The 2,359-nt window shown below is 62.7% G+C and carries 2 protein-coding genes; one reads left to right on the top strand and one right to left on the bottom strand.

Going from position 1 to position 2,359, the window contains the following annotated elements; translation table 11 throughout:
• Window positions 1-1,356: molybdopterin-dependent oxidoreductase (locus tag ACE3UY_RS08900; protein ID WP_374687188.1), on the bottom strand; the 1,356-nt coding region annotated here is incomplete at its 3' end.
• Window positions 1,357-1,694: 338 nt separating this feature from the next.
• On the opposite strand from ACE3UY_RS08900, the gene ACE3UY_RS08895 reads away from it, so the two are divergent.
• Window positions 1,695-2,359: hypothetical protein (locus tag ACE3UY_RS08895; protein ID WP_374687187.1), on the top strand; the 665-nt coding region annotated here is incomplete at its 3' end.

The following is a 2,359-nucleotide window of genomic DNA, read 5'->3' as shown; positions in this document are numbered from 1 at the left end:
CGGCGGGATGGCCGGGTGGTTATAGCGCAGCAGGGTGTGGCCGTACGCCTTGTGGAGGTCGGCCTGCTCCAGGTTGGAAGTGGCGGGCAGGACGATGTCGGCGTAGTCGGCCGTGTCGGTCAGGAACAGCTCGTGGACGACCGTGAACAGGTCGTCGCGCATCAGCCCGGCGACGACCCGGCCGGCGTTGGGGGCGATGGCCGCCGGGTTGGAGCCGAAAACGTAGAGGCTCATGATGGGCGGGTCGGTCGCTTCGCCGGTCAGCGCCGCGCCCAGGCGGTTCATGTTGACCACGCGGCCGGGCGGCGGGCATTCGCGCCACTTGTTGACCGCCTCGCCGTCCCACTTCAGGTAGCCGCTAGTGCTGTAGGCCAGCCCGCCGCCGCGCACGCCGTACTGGCCGGTCAGGGCGGGCAGGGTCAGGATGGCGCGGACGGTCTGGCCGCCCATGCGGTTGCGTTGCAGGCCGTCGGCGATCTTGATCAGCCCCGGCTGGCGCGTGGCGTAGAGGCGGGCCAGCCGCCGCACGTCCTCGACCGGCAGCCCGGCGATCTCCGCCGCCCGCTCCGGGGGATACTCCCTGATGCGCTCCCGCAGTTCCGGCCAGCCGACGGTGTGGGCCGCCAGCCACGCCTCGTCGTGCAGCCCCTCACTGACGATGACGTGGGCCATGCCCAACGCCAGCGCGCCGTCGCTGCCCGGCCGCGGGGCGACGTGCCAGTCGGCGGTGCGGGCGGTGCGGGTGCGCTTGGGGTCGATGACGACGACGGTGCAGCCGCGCCGCTGGGCGTCTTTCAGGAAGGGCATGAAGTGGGGAGCGGTGGTGGCCGGGTTGTGGCCCCAGATAATAATAACCTGGCTGTAAGCGGTGTCGGCGTACGACACGGCCCAGCGCGCGCCGAGCGTGGCCTCGACGGCGTATTCGGCCGCCGCGCCGCAGATGGCCCGGTCGAGCTGGCTGGCCCCCAGGCGGTTCCAGAAGCGCCCGCTGCTGACGCCCATCTGCACCAGGCCGAGCGTGCCGCTGTAGCTATAAGGCAGGATGGCCTCGGCCCCATAGTCGGCGATGATGCGCCGCCAGCGGTCGCCGATCTCGCCGATGGCCTCGTCCCAGGAGAGGCGCGCCCACTGCCCCGCCCCCTTCGGCCCGACGCGGCGCAGCGGGTGCGTCAGCCGGTCGGGGTGGTAGACGTGCTCCAGGTAGGGGCGCACCTTGCCGCAGACCCAGCCGTCGGTGATGGGGTGGTCGGGGTCGCCGCGGAAGCCGATCGCCCGACCATCTACGACCTCCACGAGCGTCCCGCAAGCGTCGGGGCAGTCGTGGGGGCAGGTGGTGCGAACGAGGTGGGGGGTCATGGGGCAGTAAGAAGTGAGCAGTAAGCAGTATTCAGTGGGTCAGTATTCAGTCGATCAGTGGGATTATGCGGCAGAATGGGTGGGGCGTCAATTGGATGCGAGGATAGGATGCTGATGGACGCCTATAGACGCGGATGGAGCGCTGATTGGTGCCGGTTGGATATCTATACTCCTTGTTTCATGGTACCTATTGCTTATTGCCCCCCCCCCCACGTTTTCTTGTATAGTAGAATTAGTTTCAATTTTCAACCTTTTTGTTTGCGCGGTTCGCGCATGACCTTGCTCAAAGCTCGGTCAGAACCGAGCAAGGTGTTGTAGTTAAGGGCTGGGAGGCCATTATGTTCCACAGATTTCAGACCAGAAAGGTAATAGTGCTTGTCCTTGTGCTCGGTATAGGGCTGTTAGCGTATTTGGCTCTAAGCTTTGGAGCCCAAACAAGTTCTGCATCTACCCAGGCATACGTTTATGCGGATGGGTACTACGATGCTGCTGGCGGAGCCTACATATTTGGCGGCGCTCGCTCGGATATGTCGAGTGCGGTTCCTCAAGTTCGGGATGGCAGTACTGGGTTTTCAGCCATGCGGGTTGCAGTAGCTCACAAAACGCTGAGCGATCCTAACCCCGACTATGCTTTTGTGGAAACAGGTTGGGTCAAATATGGCAGTTCTTCCTCCAGGTGCGTATATGCCAGTTGGAGAACTACAGGTGGTCTTGACGGTTATTACCAGTATACATGCTTACCCAATGGTACAACTGGAGCCCGCGATTACAGGGTGGCAGTTAAGAATGACAATCAGACTCAATGGAGCTTCATTTTTGATGGCGTGGTTTTCCGTACAACTGCACCAGGTTTCACTCGAGGCGCGGAAGTAGGCTGTGGTGGGGAAGCCTCTAGTTCTGCCAACGCGATTGGTGTTTCGTCCTGTTACAGTGTGAAGTACAAGAACAACGCGCTAACCAGTTGGGTTCAGTTGCCAAGCCATCTGAAGCGTGTAACTGCTGG

This window comes from Promineifilum sp. (SeqCode) (assembly GCF_041918635.1).
Classification (GTDB): Bacteria; Chloroflexota; Anaerolineae; order Promineifilales; family Promineifilaceae; genus Promineifilum.
This window is presented reverse-complemented; position numbering and strand designations above follow the sequence as displayed.